This window comes from Streptomyces sp. NPDC048278 (assembly GCF_040652195.1).
Taxonomy (GTDB): domain Bacteria; phylum Actinomycetota; class Actinomycetes; order Streptomycetales; family Streptomycetaceae; genus Streptomyces.
Genome location: NZ_JBEZLP010000011.1, coordinates 286,504 through 302,855, shown reverse-complemented (window position 1 = coordinate 302,855; position 16,352 = coordinate 286,504). Strand labels below are relative to the sequence as shown.

At 68.5% G+C, this 16,352-nt stretch carries 9 protein-coding genes; 1 reads left to right on the top strand and 8 read right to left on the bottom strand.

The genetic code is table 11. The annotated features are described in order from the left end of the window. Positions 1 to 81: 81 nt before the first annotated feature. The 7 genes from AB0D74_RS21485 to ngcE form a co-directional block, all read right to left on the bottom strand. On the bottom strand, positions 82 to 1,410 hold the full coding sequence (locus tag AB0D74_RS21485) for a sugar ABC transporter permease (protein ID WP_362589089.1): 1,329 nt from the start codon (positions 1,408 to 1,410) through the stop codon (positions 82 to 84). A gap of 20 nt (positions 1,411 to 1,430) precedes the next feature. Next, positions 1,431 to 2,222 (bottom strand): ATP-binding cassette domain-containing protein, encoded by a 792-nt coding sequence (locus AB0D74_RS21480; RefSeq protein ID WP_362589023.1) that lies wholly within the window; start codon positions 2,220 to 2,222, stop codon positions 1,431 to 1,433. Positions 2,223 to 2,547: 325 nt separating this feature from the next. Then, positions 2,548 to 3,651: a substrate-binding domain-containing protein gene (locus AB0D74_RS21475; protein ID WP_362589020.1), complete on the bottom strand. Its 1,104-nt coding sequence runs from the start codon at positions 3,649 to 3,651 to the stop codon at positions 2,548 to 2,550. A 122-nt stretch (positions 3,652 to 3,773) separates the two neighbouring features. Next, positions 3,774 to 4,973 (bottom strand): ROK family transcriptional regulator, encoded by a 1,200-nt coding sequence (locus AB0D74_RS21470; protein ID WP_293993554.1) that lies wholly within the window; start codon positions 4,971 to 4,973, stop codon positions 3,774 to 3,776. A 293-nt stretch (positions 4,974 to 5,266) separates the two neighbouring features. Beyond that, entirely contained in the window at positions 5,267 to 6,166 is a 900-nt protein-coding gene (locus AB0D74_RS21465; RefSeq protein ID WP_362589016.1) for a carbohydrate ABC transporter permease, read from the bottom strand. 4 nt (positions 6,167 to 6,170) lie between these two features. Beyond that, a complete protein-coding gene (locus tag AB0D74_RS21460; RefSeq protein ID WP_362589013.1) occupies positions 6,171 to 7,097 on the bottom strand; it encodes a sugar ABC transporter permease in 927 nt (308 codons plus the stop codon). Positions 7,098 to 7,127: 30 nt separating this feature from the next. Next, positions 7,128 to 8,579 carry an N-acetylglucosamine/diacetylchitobiose ABC transporter substrate-binding protein gene (ngcE, locus tag AB0D74_RS21455; protein WP_362589010.1) on the bottom strand — a complete coding sequence of 484 codons (1,452 nt, stop codon included), beginning with the start codon at positions 8,577 to 8,579 and terminating at the stop codon, positions 7,128 to 7,130. 424 nt (positions 8,580 to 9,003) lie between these two features. On the opposite strand from ngcE, the gene AB0D74_RS21450 reads away from it, so the two are divergent. Next, the gene (locus tag AB0D74_RS21450) at positions 9,004 to 12,747 is read left to right on the top strand and encodes a GH92 family glycosyl hydrolase (protein ID WP_362589007.1); all 3,744 of its coding nucleotides are present in this window, start codon (positions 9,004 to 9,006) and stop codon (positions 12,745 to 12,747) included. A 62-nt stretch (positions 12,748 to 12,809) separates the two neighbouring features. Here AB0D74_RS21450 and AB0D74_RS21445 read toward each other — a convergent pair whose 3' ends face one another. Then, on the bottom strand, positions 12,810 to 16,085 hold the full coding sequence (locus AB0D74_RS21445) for a GH92 family glycosyl hydrolase (RefSeq protein ID WP_362589004.1): 3,276 nt from the start codon (positions 16,083 to 16,085) through the stop codon (positions 12,810 to 12,812). Positions 16,086 to 16,352 lie beyond the last annotated feature (267 nt).

Sequence of the window (16,352 nt, the reverse complement as noted above, 5' to 3'; positions counted from 1 at the left end):
CCGGCCGAAGGCTGGGGGAGGAACTGCGCGGCCAGCCACGGCGGACCGGCACCTGGCAGCGCACCCCGCGCCACCACGGCGCTAGCCGCGGCCGGCGGCCTTCTGGCTCTTGCGGGAGACCGAGTCGATGACCACCGCACCCAGCAGAACACCACCGGTGATCATGTACTGGATCGAGGTGTTCATGTTCAGCAGGTCGAGACCGGTCTGGATGGACTGGATGACCAGCATGCCCAGCAGCGCGGACCAGACCGTACCCCGGCCGCCGAACAGCGACGTACCACCGATGACGGCCGCCGCGATGGCGAGCATCAGCGTGTTGCCGCCACCGGCGTTCAGCGTGGCGCTCGCGGTCTGGCCGGCGAAGAACATGCCGCCGATGGCCGCGAAGCCGCCGGAGATCGCGAACACGGTGATCCGGACCATCGGCACGCTGATACCCGCACGGCGGGCCGCCTCGATGCCGCCGCCGACCGCGAAGACCTTGCGGCCGTACGTCGTACGACGCAGCACGAAGTCGACGACGACCAGCGACGCGAGGAAGATCACCAGCGCGTTGGAGACACCGGACGCGTTGTTCAGCACGGCCGCCGCCACGAAGGACGCGATCGCGAGCAGGGCGACGCGGATCAGGATCTCGCTGGTGGGCCGGAACGGCACACCCGCCGCACGGCGCCGGCGCTGCTCGTTGAACTGGCCCAGGGCCGAGAGGACGACACCGAGGCCGGCCAGCAGGTAGGCGCCGATGATGGCCTGGTCCATGAAGAAGGAGCTCTGGCCGAGGAGCTTCACCGGGCCGCTGTCGGCCGGGATGTTGATCGTGCCGCTGGAGCCCAGCAGCCACAGCATCAGACCGTTCCAGCCGAGGAAGCCGGCCAGGGTGACCACGAACGCGGGTACGCCGATCTTGGCGAAGAACCAGCCGTGCAGGGCGCCGATGCCGATGCCCGTGATGATCGTGAGGATCAGGGCCAGCCACTGGTTCATGCCGTGGTTGACCGCCAGTACGGCGAACACCGTGGAGGCCAGACCGCTCACCGAGCCGACGGACAGGTCGATCTCGCCGAGCAGCAGCACGAACACGAGGCCGATGGCGAGCATGCCGGTGGCCGCGAGGAAGTAGCTGATGTTGGAGAGGTTGTCCGCGCTGAGGAACAGGCTGTTCTTCACCTGGAAGATCGTCCAGATGATGATCAGGCCGACCACCACCGGCAGCGAGCCCAGCTCGCCGCCCTTCACCCGGCGCTTGAACTCCGTGAGGTAGCCCTTGAAGCCCTCCTCACGGACCAGCAGCCGCGGGTCGACGACCGTGACCGGCGCGGCCGTGGGGTCGTCGGCGGGAGCGACCGTGGTCGGGGCCTCGGTGGCCGCCTCGGTCTTGTCGAGCTGGGGCGACTCGTCGCCCTGCACGGTCTTGTTCGACGTCTCGCTCACTTTGCCGCCTCCGTGGTGCGTCGCTCGGAACGACGGGTCACGGCGTTGTCCGTGGCACCCGTGATCGCGGCGATGATCTCTTCCTGGCTGGTGCTCTTCACGGGGAAGAAACCGTTGTTCTTGCCCAGACGCAGCACGGCGACGGTGTCCGCGACCGCCTTGACGTCCGCCATGTTGTGGCTGATGAGGATGACGGCGAGGTTGCGCTCGCGCAGCCGCTCGACCAGGTCGAGGACCTGAGCGGTCTGCTCGACACCGAGGGCGGCGGTGGGCTCGTCGAGGATGACGACCTTGGGGTCGCCGATCAGGGCGCGGGCGATGGCCACGACCTGACGCTGACCGCCGGAGAGGCTGGCGATCGGGATGCGCACGCTCGGGATGCGGATGGAGAGCGTGCTCAGCAGCTCGCGGGCCTGCTTCTCCATCGTCACCTCGTCGATGACGCCGCGGTGCAGCAGCTCACGGCCGAGGAAGAGGTTCCCCACCACGTCGAGGTTGTCGCAGAGCGCGAGGTCCTGGTAGACCGTCGCGACGCCCAGTCCCTGGGCGTCGTGCGGCTTGTTGATGCTGACGGAGTTGCCCTCCCACTCGATGACGCCCTCATCGATGGGGTGCACACCCGCGATCGTCTTGACCAGGGTCGACTTTCCTGCGCCGTTGTCGCCCACCAGGGCGACCACTTCTCCGGCGTGGACCTCCAGTTCGACTTCGGTGAGGGCCTGGACCGCACCGAATCGCTTGGAGACTCCGCGCAACGCCAGCACGGGCGTAGCGGACACGTGAACCATCTCCTTCGCCGCCTGACCGGCGGGGATGCCGCGCTTGGTGATCAGGCGCGGAGGGTCGTGCGGTACCTCGGACTGTGGTCGGGGTACGCACGCGGTTTACAAGATGAACATGCGCGAATCCGCTGCGCTTGGCAACGGGTCCGTCCGACGCCCGCTCCGGCAGCGGGGTATGAAGGCCGGAGCGGGCGTCGGAGGGGTTTCGCGAGACCGCCGGACGGCCGGGGCACCTTGTGGAAGGGCCTGCGCGTCGGGCGGCCGGGGCCCGGGTGTCGTACTGCGACCACCCGGGCGCTGGCGACCGGAGCCCGGCGGCTCCGGGGCGGGGCTACTGGAGGCCGGCGGCCTTGCAGGCCTTGGCGAACTCGCTGGTGCAGATGTCGGAGACGGTGTACAGACCGTCCTTGATCACCGTGTCCTTGATGTTGGCCTTGGTGACCGACACCGGGGTCAGCAGCTGCGAGGGCACCTTGTCGCCGGAACCGCTGGTCTGCGTGCCGGTGGCGAGGGAGTCGATGCTCTTGCCCTGCAGCAGGTCCACGGCGATCGTGGCGGCGGCGTCGGCCTCCGGCTTGAACGCCTTGTAGACGGTGGAGGACTGGGTGCCGGCGACGATGCGCTGGATGCCCGCGAGCTCCGCGTCCTGACCGGTCAGCGGGATGCCGCTGATGCCGGCGCCCTTGAGGGTGGTGGCGATACCACCGGCCATGCCGTCGTTGGCGGAGTAGACGCCCGCGATGTTCTTGGCACCGAGCTGCGTGATGGCCGCCTTCACCTTCTGCGCGGCGACGGTGTCCTTCCACAGGCCGGACTGCTCGTAGGCGATGTCGACCTTGCCGTCCAGGGCCTTGTGGGCACCCGACTTGAACTGCGCGGCGTTCGGGTCGGCGTCGTCACCGTTGATCATGACGACCTTCGACTTGGTGGTCGCCTTGGAGCCGAGGGCGTCCAGCAGGGCCTGGCCCTGGAGCTCGCCGACCTTGACGTTGTCGAAGGAGACGTAGGCCGAGACCTTGCCCTGCGCGAGGCGGTCGTACGCGACGACCTTGACACCCTTGGCCACGGCGGCGTCGATGGAGGACTTGATGGCCGCAGAGTCCTGGGCGGAGATCACGATGACCTTGACGCCCTTGGTGACCATGGTGCTGACCTGCTGGGCCTGCTTGGCGGCGTCACCGGCAGCGTTCGCGTAGTCGACCGTGCAGTCGGCACACAGCTTCTTGACCTGGGCCTCGAAGTACGGGTGGTCGAACTTCTCGTAGCGCGCGGTCACGCTGTCGGGGAGCAGCAGGCCGATGGTCTTGCCACCGGAGGAGCTGCTGCTGCTCGAGTCGCTCTTCTTGTCGTCGCCGGCCTTGCCACAGGCGGCGACGGACAGCGCCATGGAAACCGCGGCGGTGCCGATCACGACTCTACGCATCGTTGCGTTCATTTGGGGGTGCCTCCCTGACAGGGCCGCAACGCTGCGGCCGAGGTGGCTCGAAGTCAACTCGGCCGCAAGTTCGACGTCAAGAAGTAAATACTTAACGAGATGGCAACGGCGCCATGCGTTCTCTAAGTGAAGACAGGTGCAACAGCCGGAACAGAGCCGTCCAGAAGGGTCGAATCACCCATCTCGCTGAGCGCGAGAGCGAGCGCCCCGAGCACCTCGGCACGGCCGCCGAGGGCCCCCGGAAGCACCGAGAGCTGGCGTGCGGCACTGGGGATCGCATAGCGCCCCACGGACTCCCTGATGGGCCCCAGGACCAGCTCTCCGGCCTCGGCGAGGTCGCCGCCGAGGACCACCCGGCTGGGGTTCAGCAGGTTACAGAGATTGGCCACTCCACTGCCGATGTGACGGCCGACGTCGCCGATCACACGACGGCAGCCCGGGTCGCCGTCCCGGGCCAGCCGTACGACGCCTTCCATGGTCAGGTCGGGGCCGTGGCCGGGCTGGAGCAGCGGCAGCACGTAGCGGGCCGCCGCGAAGGTCTCCAGGCAGCCGCGGTTGCCGCAGCGACAGACCGGGCCGGACTCGTCGAGTGTAATATGTCCTATTTCGCCCGCCGTGCCGCCGGGGCCCCGGTAGATCTTCCCATTGATCACCAGACCGGCGCCCACACCGCTCGCGACCTTGATGTACGCGAGATCACGGACGCCCTTGCCGCTGCCCCAGACCAGCTCGCCGAGGGCGCCGAGGTTGGCGTCGTTGTCGACGTGCACGGGGACGCCGAGGCGGAGCCGGAGCTCCTCGGCGGGTCTCGCGCCGATCCAGCCCGGCAGGATGGCGCTGGAGCCGAGGGTGCCGGACTCCACGTCGATCGGGCCGGGGACGCCGACGCCCACGCCGGCGATCTTCGAGCGGTCCACGCCGGTCGCCGCGATCAGGCGGTTGACCAGCTCTTCCGCCCGGTCGAAGCCCTGGCTGGACGACGCGTCCACGTCGAGGGGCTCGGACTCCTCGGCCAGCACCTGGTGGGCGAGGTTCCCGATCGCGACGCGCAGGTGGGTGTGGCCGAAGTCGACGCCGATGACGATGCCGGCGTCACCGCTCAGACTCACGCTGCGGGCCCTGCGGCCACCGGCGGAGGTCGGCGTGACCTCGACGGTTCCGCCGTCCTTGAGCTCGCGCACGATGTTGGAGACCGTTGCGGCCGAGAGGCCGGTCGTGCGCGCGATCTCCGCCTGCGTGAGCGATCCGGCCAGGCGTACGGCCCGTACGACACGTTCCAGGTTGGCTCGGTGCAGCGACGACTGCGACCCCGGAGTCTCCATCGACCCATCCACTCCCGCCATCGGAGGCGGCCACGGTGCCGCCAACGTGACCCAGATCACCTCACTGAGACCGGGCCACTTACAAGTTATGAACTCCAAGCTCTGCTGAACGGGTTACCGCCGTCAAGTCCTTGACAGAAATCGTTGGCGGTTCGGAGGTCGCTTGCGGGACATGCGATGGACATGTCTAGGCCACTGGTCTGGGGGCGCCGATGGGGAACCGTGGTCGGGCGCGGGTGCGTCGTGGCTGGTCGCGCAGTTCCCCGCGCCCCTTTGGGGGCGCAAATACTTCGTTACTTCAAAGCGCCCGCCGTCAGGCCCGCCACCACCTGGCGCTGGAAGACGATGTAGGCCGCGAGTACCGGGAGCATCGCCATCACCAGGCCGGCGAAGAGGCCGGACCAGTCGCCCTTGTAGCCCTGGCTGACGGCGAGCTGGACGAGGCCCTGGGTGAGGACGTGCTTGTCGGGGTCGGTGTTGAGGACCGTGGGGAGCATGTACTGGTTCCACTGGCCGAGGAAGTTGAAGATCCCGACGCTGATCAGGCCGGGCTTGGCCATCGGCAGCATGATCTGGAAGAACGTGCGGGTGTGCGAGGCGCCGTCGACGAAGGCGGCCTCGGCCACGGAGGTGGGCAGCGTGCGGAAGAACGCCGTGAGGAAGAAGACCGTGAACGGCAGCGAGTACGCGATGTAGACCAGGATCAGGCCGTGGATCGTGTTCAGCAGGCCCAGGTTGTTCACGACGTAGAACAGCGGGACCAGCGCGAGCATGATCGGGAAGCTCATGCCGCCGATGAAGAGGTAGTAGATGAAGCGGTTGCCCGGGAAGTCGAAGCGGGCCAGGACGTAGGCGGCCATCGAGCCGAGGACCAGGGTGCCGATGAGCGAGCCGCCGACCACCAGGACGGTGTTCAGGAAGTAGTCGCTCATGTTGGCGTCGGTCCAGGCCCGCGCCCAGTTCTCGAAGTGCAGCCGGTCGGGCAGGGCCCAGGGCGAGGTGAAGATGGACCGGTCGTCCTTGAAGGACGTCATCACCGCCCACAGCAGCGGCGTGACCACCATGACCGCCCAGAGGACCAGGATGCCGTGGGAGAAGACGTTGAGGACCCCGCCCTCGCGCTTGGGCCGGGGCGGCTTCGGCGCGGGGACGTCGATCTTCGTGACGGTGGTGTCGGTCTCGGTCGTCGTCATCGCTTCAGTACTCCAGCCGCTCGCGACGGCCCAGCCGCATCACGACCGCCGCGAAAGCGAGCGTGACGACGAGCAGGGCGACGCCGATGGTGGTGGCGTAGGCGGCCTGACCGTCCCGGAACGCCTTCTGGTACACGTACAGGACCATCACGGTCGTCGAGTAGTCCGGGCCGCCCGGTCCTGTCGTCATGATCTGTACGACTGCGAACGACTCGGCGCCGAGCGCGAGGATGCCCATGTAGACCCAGCCGGACTGCACGGTGTCCCACAGCAGCGGCAGCGTGATGCGGAAGAAGGTGGTGGCACGACCTGCGCCGTCGAGCAGGGCGGCCTCGTAGAGGTCCGTGGGGATGGACGCCATGCCCGCCGAGAAGAGGACCACGAAGAAGCCGACCGTCGACCAGACCAGAACCGCCATCACGCACCACAGGGCGAGGCTCGGGTCGCCGAGCCAGAGTGGCTGGATATTGTCCAGACCGATTCCGCGGAGCAGTGAGTTGATCGCGCCGCTGTCGGGGTTGTAGGCGAAGGCGAACAGCAGCGAGACGATCGCGATCGACAGCACCTGCGGGAAGAAATAGACGATCTTGTAGAAGGAGGAGCCCCGGACCCCGGAGACGACCGGGCCGCCCCTCCTTCTCCGCCCGCCCACATTGATCATGAAGGCGAAGAACAGCGCCAGACTGATCGTCACCAGCGGCAGCACGACCGCGAACATCAAGCTGTGCTGCAAGGACTTCCAGAAGACGTCGTCGTGCAGCATCCTCCGGTAATTGTCCAGGCCCACCATCTTGAATTCGGGGCTCAGGCCGGTCCAGTCCGTGAACGAGTAGTAGATGGACTGGACGAACGGCCACACCACGAAGAGCGCGTACAGTCCGAGGGGCAACGCCAGGAACCCCACGATGAACCGGTACTTGCCGTGCTGCATCGCCACTCCGGTGCCGAGAGGGTCTTCTGGTTACTGGTGCTTGTAGTGCTTGATCGTGGTGTCCTTGGCGGCCTCGTCGGCGAAGCCCTGGATCTTCTTGACGGCCTCCGCCGGGGTGAGCCGGCCGGCCATCATCTCGCCGAGACCGGCGACTCCGATCTTCTCCTTCTGGAGCTGCACGTACCAGTCCTGGAGCCGCGGATTGACCACGTTCGACCCGGCCAGCTTGAGCGCCGCCACGCCGGAGCCGAGGCCCGGGGTGAGGGTGATGCCCTCGGTGCCGCCGTTGTAGGCGGTCAGCGACTTCACCTTCGACGTGAAGTTCTTCGAGGACGCCTCGCTGAGCATGATGCGCAGCTGCTCCATGCCGCCCTGGGCGTTCGCGGCCTTGGCCGGGACGATGAAGGGCTCGCCGCCGGAGGCCCAGATGGTGCCGAACGGCATCTTGTCGTTCTTGTCGATGCCGGTGGGCGCGGAGACGGCGAGGTTGAAGTCGGAGGGGATGACGTTCGCCGACTCGTTCTCCACCCAGGAGCCGTTCGGGATGAACAGGGCCTTGCCCTGCGCCCAGGCGGTCTGCGACTGGATGTGGTCGAGGCCGGGGGTGCCCTTGAGGATGTAGCCCTTCTTGTAGAGCTCGTAGTAGGCCTCGAAACACGCCTTGACGGCCGGGTGCTTCCAGGCGTTCGGCTCCAGGTTGTCGATCGCGTTCAGGACTTCGACGCCGCCGACCTTGCCGATCATCGGGTAGAGCGAGAAGGGGATGTAGTAGGGGTACTTGCCGGCGTAGGTCCAGCCGGCCATGCCCTTCTTCTTGGCCTTCTCGCAGACGGCGATCATCTGGTCCCAGGTCTGCGGGTACTCGGCGTCGAGCGAGTCCAGGGCCTTCTGCGAGTACCAGACGCCGTAGACCGTGTAGGCGTAGTACATGATCCAGACCGGGTCGCCGTCGAACTGGCCCATCTCGACGATGCCGGGGCGCAGCGTGTCACGGACCTTCTTGTTCGGGTCGTCGTACGACGGGGCGTCGAGCAGCGGGGTGAGGTCGGCCAGCTGGTTCTTGCCGACGAGGACGCCCATGTCCATCTGCTCGGCGCCGGAGTTGTCGATGAGGTCCGGCGGGGTGCCCTGGTTGAAGCGGGGCTGGAGGGTGGACTGGATCTTCTGGGTGGCGGAGAACTTGACCTTGGCCTTCGGGAAGTCCTTCTCGTAGATCTTCACCGCGTCCTCGGCATACTCCTTGCCGAAACCGCCGTCGAAGAGGACGAATTCCATCTGCGCGGTGTCGTTGACGCCCAGCGGGTTCTTGGCCGTCTTCTTGCCGGCCTTGTCCTTGGACTGGCCGCCGCCACCGCTGCTGGCGCAGGCGGAGAGGAATCCGACGGTGGGGACGGAAAGGAGGCCGAGTGCGGCCGAACGCCTGATCAGATCGCGACGGCCGACACCCTCGGAACCGGGGTTCGATGCGGAGGTGGATCCCATGCTCAAGTCCTCGCCTTCTCCAGGACTCAGGCGGTGAACCGGATCCTCCCCGGCACCGCGGTCGGGTAGTGCTGGGTCGTGCAGGAAGTCGTGCGGGAAACGCCGACAGGTATAGTCCACTTCCCGTCGGCGGGGCAAGATCGAATGCAAGGTTGGCCATGGGTCTTTTCCTAGTTGAGACCTGTCGGAAATATGAGCGATCTCTGTACGCCTTGCCGGAAAAAGAGGCGACATACACCCCTGAATGCCGCAGCCAACACCCTTGACATCACGGGTCACTTGACCACCTACTGGTTCCTGCGCCACGCAGCTGACAACGTTGTCTCATGTGGCAGGGAGGGTACCCGTTGTGATGCAGCGGAGAACGCAGCGAAGAACAGGACACGGATCTGGTACGGCGGTCGTGCTCACGGCCGCCGTAGTCATGACCCTGGGCTCCCAGGGAGCCGCGGTGGCGCTGCCGGCGAAGGCACCGGCCGCCGCGACGCAGTTCGCATCCTCGTTCGAGTCTGGCGATCCGTCACCGGACTGGACCGACACCGTGGACACCGACCCGAGCGGCACCCCGCGCGCCGCCGGGGTGGACGGCGGCTACAGCACCGGCATCCCCGGCAACGTCACCGACCACGTGACCGACGTACGGGCGAGCGGCGAGAACACCGGTGCGGGCGAGGTCAAGGAGAACCTCGTCGACGGCGAGTCGGGCACCAAGTGGCTCACCTTCGAGCCCACCGGCTGGGTCGAGTTCGACTTCGACAAGCCGATCAAGCTGGTGACCTACGCCCTCACCTCGGCCAACGACTACGACGAGCGCGACCCGAAGGACTGGACCCTCCAGGGCTCGACGGACGGCAAGGACTGGAAGACCGTCGACACCCGCAGCGGCGAGGCCTTCACGGAGCGGTTCCAGACCAGGTCGTACGATCTCGCCGCACCCGCCGAGTACCAGCACTTCCGGCTCGACGTCACGAAGAACAACGGCGCCCCCGACATCCTCCAGATCGCCGACGTCCAGTTCTCCACGGGCGGCAGCGGCGGTCCGGTGCCCCAGGACATGCTCTCGCTGGTCGACAGGGGCCCGAGCGGCTCGCCGACCGCGAAGGCGCGGGCCGGGTTCACCGGCACGCACGCGCTGCGCTACGCCGGACGGCACACGGCGACCGGCCGGGCGTACTCGTACAACAAGGTCTTCGACGTGAACGTGAAGGTCGGCCGGGACACCCGGCTCGCGTACCGGATCTTCCCGTCGATGGCCGACGGCGACCTCGACTACGACGCCACCTACGTGGCGGTGGACCTGGCCTTCACGGACGGCACCTACCTGAGCGACCTCGGAGCGGTCGACCAGCACGGGTTCGGACTGTCACCGCGCGCGCAGGGCATGTCGAAGGCGCTGTACGTCAACCAGTGGAACGACATCTCGTCGGTGATCGGTTCGGTCGCGGCCGGCAAGACGGTCGACCGGATCCTGGTGGGCTACGACTCCCCCGCGGGGCCGGCCAAGTTCCGCGGCTGGCTCGACGACGTGTCGCTGAAGCCGGTGGCCCCCGAGAAGCCGAAGGCGCATCTGTCCGACTACGCGCTGACCACCCGCGGCACCAACTCCAGCGGCAGCTTCTCGCGCGGCAACAACTTCCCGGCGACGGCCCTGCCGCACGGCTTCAACTTCTGGACGCCGGTGACCAACGCGTCCTCGGAGAGCTGGCTGTACGAATACGCCCGCGCGAACAACGACGACAACCTGCCGACGATCCAGGCGTTCAGCGCGAGCCACGAGCCGAGCCCCTGGATGGGCGACCGGCAGACCTTCCAGATGATGCCCTCCGCCGCCTCCGGCACCCCGGACACCGGCCGCGAGGCCCGCGAGCTGGCCTTCCGGCACGAGAACGAGACCGCACGGCCGTACTACTACGGGGTCACGTTCCAGAACGGACTGAAGGCGGAGATAACGCCGACCGACCACGCGGCGGCGCTGCGCTTCACCTACCCGGGCGACGACGCGAGCGTGATCTTCGACAACGTGACCGAGCAGGCGGGCCTGACCCTCGACAAGGAGCACGGGATCGTCACCGGCTACTCCGACGTCAAGTCGGGCCTGTCGACCGGCGCCACCCGGCTCTTCGTCTACGGCGTCTTCGACAAGCCGGTGACGGGCGGCGACGCGGCCGGGGTCAAGGGCTACCTGCGCTTCGACGCGGGCGCCGACCACACCGTCACGCTCCGCCTGGCCACCTCCCTGATCAGCGTCGACCAGGCCAAGGACAACCTGCGCCAGGAGATCCCGGACGGCACCTCCTTCGACACGGTCAAGGCACAGGCACAGAAGGTCTGGGACAGGCTGCTCGGCAAGGTGGAGGTGGAGGGCGCCACGGCCGACCAGCTGACCAGCCTCTACTCCAGCATGTACCGGCTGTACCTGTACCCCAACTCGGGCTTCGAGAAGGTCGGTTCGACGTACCAGTACGCCTCGCCCTTCTCGCCGATGACCAGCCAGGACACCCCGACGCACACCGGCGCGAAGATCGTGGACGGCAAGGTGTACGTCAACAACGGCTTCTGGGACACCTATCGGACGACATGGCCGGCCTACAGCCTGCTGACACCCTCGCAGGCCGGCGAGATGGTCGACGGGTTCGTGCAGCAGTACAAGGACGGCGGCTGGACCTCGCGCTGGTCCTCCCCCGGGTACGCCGACCTGATGACCGGCACCTCCTCGGATGTCGCCTTCGCGGACGCCTACGTCAAGGGCGTGAAGTTCGACGCGAAGGCGGCCTACGACGCGGCCCTGAAGAACGCGACCGTCGTGCCGCCCTCCTCGGGCGTCGGCCGCAAGGGCATGTCGACCTCCCCCTTCCTCGGCTACACCAGCGACGACACCCGCGAGGGCCTGTCCTGGGCGATGGAGGGATACGTCAACGACTACGGCATCGCCGAGATGGGCAAGGCGCTGTACAGGAAGACGGGCGAGAAACGCTACAAGGAGGAGTCCGACTACTTCCTCAACCGCGCCCAGGACTACGTGGACCTCTTCGACTCCAAGGCCGGTTTCTTCCAGGGCAAGGACGCCCAGGGCGACTGGCGGGTGGACTCGGCGACGTACGACCCGCGCGTGTGGGGCTACGACTACACCGAGACCAACGGCTGGGGCTACGCCTTCACCGCCCCGCAGGACAGCCGGGGCCTGGCCAACCTGTACGGCGGCCGGTCCGGCCTCGCCGACAAGCTCGACGAGTTCTTCGCGACGCCCGAGACGGCCTCCCCCGACTTCGTCGGCTCCTACGGCGGGGTCATCCACGAGATGACCGAGGCCCGGGACGTCCGGATGGGCATGTACGGCCACTCCAACCAGGTCGCCCACCACGTCATCTACATGTACGACGCGGCCGGCGAGCCCTGGAAGGCGCAGGCCTACGTCCGTGAGGCGCTCTCCCGGCTCTACCTCGGCAGCGAGATCGGCCAGGGCTACCACGGCGACGAGGACAACGGCGAGCAGTCGGCCTGGTACCTCTTCTCGGCCCTCGGCTTCTACCCGCTGGTGATGGGCAGCGGCGACTACACGATCGGCTCCCCGCTGTTCAAGAAGGCGACGGTCCACCTGGAGAACGGCCACGACCTGGTGATCAAGGCCCCGCAGAACAGCGCGAAGAACGTCTACGTCCAAGGCGTCCGGGTCAACGGCCAGAACTGGACGTCGACTTCGCTCCCCCACTCCCTCATCTCCCAGGGCGGGGTCGTCGAGTTCGCGATGGGCGCGAAGCCGTCGAAGTGGGGCACCGGCAAGAACGCCGCCCCGGTCTCCATCACCCAGGACGACAAGGTCCCGGCCCCGCGCGCGGACGTCCTGAAGGCCGACGGCTCCCTGTTCGACAACACCTCGGCCACCGAGGACACGGTGACGTCGGTCGACCTGCCGGTGACCGGGTCGGCCAAGGGCATCCAGTACACCCTCACCTCACCGTCCGACCGCACCAAGGCCCCGACCGGCTGGACCCTCCAGGCGTCGACGGACGGCACGAAGTGGCGGACCGTGGACAAGCGTTCCGGTGAGTCCTTCGACTGGGACCTCCAGACACGGGCGTTCACCGTCCAGAAGCCCGGTACGTACGCCCACTACCGGCTCGTCCTGGACAGTGAATCGACCCTGGCGGAGGTGGAGTTGCTGGCCTGAGCCGGCTGCACGACCGAGGGGGCGGGCCCGTTCGGGCCCGCCCCCTCTCCGTCGTCCGGCGGTCAGCCGGTGGCGAGAGCGAACACGTGCAGGTCACCGTTGTCGGGCAGCCGGACGCTCTTGACGGTCCTGCCGTCCGGGGCGGTGAAGGGCCTGGTCGCGAAGACGTGGGTCGGTACCGGGTCCTTGTCCGCGCCGGCCACGTTCCGGTACGCGGTCGTCGCCACGATCTCGTTGCCGTACTGGACGGTGCCGCCTCCGCCGCCGATGGTCCAGTCGGTGAAGGAAAGGTCGACGGTGGCGGTGGTGCCGTCGGTGTAGGCGACGGTCGCCCGGGCGGACTGGTTGCCGTTGGTGGCACTGCCGAGGAAGGACAACGCGTGCGCAGGGGTGGGGAGTTCGATGGACTGGCCGGTGGCCGTCGCGTTGTCGGGGCGGCCTGCGGGGGCGTTCGGCCAGGTGTAGGCGAGGCCGTCGACCGTGCCCTGGGTGCCCGGGGTGAGGCCGGCCGCCGCGAGGGCCTGGCGGGAGTAGCTCCAGCCGCCGCCGTCGAAGTCGGCCTCGTCGTGGTCGCCCGAGTCGTCCGAGACGCCGGTGTTGGAGTAGGCCGCGAGGAGGGTGCCGGGGGCCGCGACGGTGAGGGCGACCGGCTGGACGTAGGAGGAGTCGGCCGAGGTGACGGTGACCTTCGCGTCGTAGTAGCCCTGCCCGGTGCCCGCGGTGGTGGCGAGAGTGATCCGCTGGGAGCCGCCGGTGACCGTCCCCTCCGCGGGAGTGGCCGACACGCCGTCCGGTGTCTCGACGCGGAAGCGCACCTCGGGGCCGCTGCCGCCGGACAGGGACAGGGCGCGGACGGTGAGCGTCGTACTGTCGCCGGGGGCGATCGTCGCGGCCGTCGGACCGACGCCGATCTGGTACGGCTGCTCGCCGGTCCGGAAGGACGGCGGCGCGGAGGCCGTGCCCCAGGTGCGGTTCGGGGTGGCGGAGAGGGTGTAGTCCAGGCGGCCACCGTCGCGGACGAACGAGCTGTCGAGCCAAGGACGGTCGCCGGGACGGCCGTCGACCTTCAGGGACTGGACGTAGGGCGCGTCCGCCGCCGCTCCCGGCGCGTGGATCGAGATGTCGTTGCCACCCGGGCGGTCGATCTCCACGCGCTCGAACAGGGGTGAGGCGAGGACGAGTTCGGCGCGGGACGGGACCTGCGGGTACATGCCGAGCGCCGAGAAGACGTACCAGGAGGACATCGCGCCGAGGTCGTCGTTGCCGGGGATGCCGCCGGGCTGCGTCGACCAGAGCTCTGTCATCGCCGCGCGGACGGTCTCCTGGGTCTTGTAGGGGGCGCCTGCGTAGTCGTACAGGTAGGGCACGTTGAGCGAGGGTTCGTTGTCCAGCTCGGACTTGTCGCCGCCGCTGCCGGTGAAGGCCCAGCTGCCGTCGCTGTCGTGGAAGAAGGCGTCGAGGCGGGCGAGGGCCCTGTCGGTGCCGCCCATCGCGGCGAAGAGCCCGGCCGGGTTGTGCTGGACCATCCAGGTGTACTGGGCGGCGGTGCCCTCCACGAACCCGTTGCCGGTGGCCGGGGTGAAGCCGGTGACCCAGCTGCCGTCGGCCTTGCGGTTGGCGATGTAGCCGCCGGTCGGGTCGGCGGCGATGTCGAAGGTGTTCTGCCACCACTGGGAGCGGCCGGCGAAGGTGGCCGCCGTCTCCTTCTCCCCGGCCGCCGCGGCGAGCTGGGAGAGGGAGAAGTCGGCGGTGGACATCTCCAGGGTCTCGGCGGCGCCGCCCCAGGCGTTCGACACGGACGGCATGTAGTGGTGGGCCAGGTACTTGTCGAGCGAGGGTCGTTGCCCGACCGACAGCACCGGCTTTCCGGCCGCGGACAGGTCCTGGGCCGTCGGGACCGTCGCCGCCTTCACCAGCGAGCCCAGCGCGCCCTTCAGGTCGAAGTCGGTGCCGCCGAAGGCGCGGATGCCGGCGAGCGCGGTCGGTGCCGGGTCGCCGTTCATGACGTGGGTGCCGCTCGCGCCGTGCAGCCAGCGGTCCCAGACCCCGCCGTTCTGCCGGGCGAGTTCGTAGAGCGACTGGGCGATGTCCGAGCCCGTGCGCGGGTCCAGGAGGGTCAGCAGCTGGACCTGGTCGCGGTAGACGTCCCAGCCGGAGAAGGTGCCGTACTGCGCCCGGTGGCCCCGGGCGACGTGGTGCACCGTGCCGTCGCTGCCCCGGTAGCGGCCGTCGGCGTCGCTGATGACGTTCGGGTGGAAGAGCGAGTGGTAGAGCGCGGTGTAGAAGGTGGTGCGGTCGGCGTCCGTGCCGCCGCCGACGCGGATGGCGTCGAGGCGGTCGCGCCAGGCGCTGCGGGCCGCGTCGCGGACGGCGTCGAAGGAGCGCCGCGGCGGGTTCTCCGCCCGCAGGTTCGCCGCGGCGGCGGCCTGACTGACGTACGAGATGCCGACCTTGACGTTCACCGGGCCCGAGCCGGGCGCGAACCGGACGTATCCACCGGCGCCCTTGCCGGCGACCGGCCGCCCGCCGTTCGCCGCGAAGCCGCCGGTGCCGCCGGACGCGGTGGTCGAGCCCGGGCTCAGCCGGTCGTCCTGCCAGGTGCCGGTGGCGGTGAAGGCGCGGTCGAAGCGGGCGGTGAAGTAGAGGGTGTAGTAGGAGCGTCGGCCCTCGGGGTCGAGGTAGCCGCAGAAGTCGCCGGAGGTGACCGAGCCGGAGACGGTGCGGGTGTCCGGGTCGATGGTGACGGTCGAATCGGCCGAGCCGACCTCGGAGTTGGCGGTGCGGATCAGCAGGGAGGCGGGCTTGTCGGCCGGGTAGGTGAAGCGGGCCGAGCCGGTGCGGGTGGTCGCGGTGAGGTCGGCGGTGACACCGGAGGCGAGGCCGACCTCGTAGTGGCCGGGCTCGGCGGTCTCGTCGGTGTGGCTGAAGTCCGAGGCGTAGACGGCGTCCTTGGTGTCGCTCGCCGGGGACGAGGTGACCTCGCCCGCGTACGGGAAGAACGGGATGTCGCCGCTGCCGCCCGCGCAGCCGGTGCCGGACATGTGGGTCAGGCTGAAGCCGCGGATGCGGGTGGCGTCGTACTGGTAGCCGCCGGGCGCGGCCGTTCTGGTCGCGTCGCCTCTGGTGTTCTCCGGGCTCCAGGAGAGCATGCCGAAGGGCATGACGGCGCCCGGGAAGGTGTTGCCGCCGTTCCTGCTGCCGATCAGCGGGTCGACGTACGCCGTGGGGTCCTTGACCAGTTCGGGTGGTGCGCTCGTGGTCGTCGCCGCGAGGGCGGGGGTGGCACCGCCGGCGGCGAGTACCGCGGCCAGCAGCAGGGACAGGGGTCGGAAACGCATGACGCGGCCCTTCCTCCTTCGGACGGGTCGCGCACCACAGGTCGCACAAGCCGCAGGGACAGTAACGTGCGCCACCGGTAACACGGAAGACCGCGTATGCCGGCGGCGGCACGGCCCCGTTTCACCCGGTCGGGTGATCCGAAGTGGGTTGACATCGTTGTCGGTTGGAACGGTAGAGTCATGTACAGACCATGAGACAACGTTGTCGCCCGTCACGGCGTCGACACAAGCCGCACAGCAGACGCGCACGAGGCACCACGAGCAACT

What these genes read in the sequence shown, in the direction of transcription:
- AB0D74_RS21460 (WP_362589013.1), bottom strand. Translation starts at nt 7,097, where the DNA reads ATGCAGCACGGCAAGTACCGGTTCATCGTGGGGTTCCTGGCGTTGCCC.
- AB0D74_RS21475 (WP_362589020.1), bottom strand. Translation starts at nt 3,651, where the DNA reads ATGAACGCAACGATGCGTAGAGTCGTGATCGGCACCGCCGCGGTTTCC.
- AB0D74_RS21445 (WP_362589004.1), bottom strand. Translation starts at nt 16,085, where the DNA reads ATGCGTTTCCGACCCCTGTCCCTGCTGCTGGCCGCGGTACTCGCCGCC.
- AB0D74_RS21450 (WP_362589007.1), top strand. Translation starts at nt 9,004, where the DNA reads ATGACCCTGGGCTCCCAGGGAGCCGCGGTGGCGCTGCCGGCGAAGGCA.
- ngcE (WP_362589010.1), bottom strand. Translation starts at nt 8,579, where the DNA reads ATGGGATCCACCTCCGCATCGAACCCCGGTTCCGAGGGTGTCGGCCGT.
- AB0D74_RS21480 (WP_362589023.1), bottom strand. Translation starts at nt 2,222, where the DNA reads ATGGTTCACGTGTCCGCTACGCCCGTGCTGGCGTTGCGCGGAGTCTCC.
- AB0D74_RS21465 (WP_362589016.1), bottom strand. Translation starts at nt 6,166, where the DNA reads ATGACGACGACCGAGACCGACACCACCGTCACGAAGATCGACGTCCCC.
- AB0D74_RS21470 (WP_293993554.1), bottom strand. Translation starts at nt 4,973, where the DNA reads ATGGAGACTCCGGGGTCGCAGTCGTCGCTGCACCGAGCCAACCTGGAA.